Annotated in this window: 2 protein-coding genes; both read right to left on the bottom strand. The window is 70.6% G+C overall.

Going from position 1 to position 771, the window contains the following annotated elements; all coding sequences use genetic code 11:
* On the bottom strand, positions 1–97 hold a 97-nt coding region (locus DKT69_RS00105), incomplete at its 3' end, for a DUF2510 domain-containing protein (protein ID WP_438361783.1).
* A gap of 61 nt (positions 98–158) precedes the next feature.
* Positions 159–771, bottom strand: a 613-nt coding sequence (locus DKT69_RS00100; protein ID WP_438361782.1) for an RDD family protein, incomplete at its 5' end; no start/stop codon positions are given.

The raw sequence follows: 771 nt of genomic DNA, 5'->3' as shown, positions 1-771 counted from the left end.
CAGGCGAGGGGTGGATCGGCGCGCCGATCCACCCCTCGCCGTCCCAGTACCGCCTGGTCTCGGGCGCGGCGGGGTCGACGTACCAACCGGGTTGCACTGTCACGGCGCCCTCTCGAATCGCGGCTGCGGGGCTCGCAGACCCGGCTCACTCCTCACGCTCACGGTGCAACCTTAACGACGACGGTGCCCGCGAACTTGTCGTGCAGGCACTGCTGCCAGGGCTTGTCCCAGAGCTGCCAGAACCCGTCGAGGTAGTTGAGGAAGGGGACCAGCGAGCCGGCCACGAACTCGACCAGGTACCGCCGGCCCAGCACGCCCCGGGTCAGCGTCCCGGCCGGGTCGGCCGGCACGATCCGGATCTTCATCAGCTTCTTGCCGAGCGTCTGGCCCGTCCGGCGCGCGTACTCCACGTGGTACAGCCAGTAGAAGACGAAGAGCACCAGGATCAGTCCGGCCTCGGCGAGCAGCAGCGGGACGACGAAGTCGCTCATCATCCGCGCCGGGTCGGGCTCGCTCATCGTCCCGTCCGGGTTGACCTTCACCATCTCGGTGAACATGCGGTACCAGATCCAGGCGGCGAAGGGCACGAAGAGCACCGTGGCCAGCAGGCTCGCCACGGCGGTGTCGATCATCCAGGCGAGCAGCCGGTCCGTGAAGGTGGCCAGCGGCTGGCCGTTCGGGGCCAGTGGCGGGGGCGGGTAGCCCGGGTACTGGTAGCCCGGGTGCGGCGCCCAGCCGGGCCCGGGGCCGGGGTAGGGCGGCAGTCCGGCG

The sequence above is a fragment of the Micromonospora sicca genome (genome assembly GCF_003172935.1).
In the GTDB taxonomy this organism is placed as follows: Bacteria; Actinomycetota; Actinomycetes; order Mycobacteriales; family Micromonosporaceae; genus Micromonospora; species Micromonospora sicca.
This window is presented reverse-complemented; position numbering and strand designations above follow the sequence as displayed.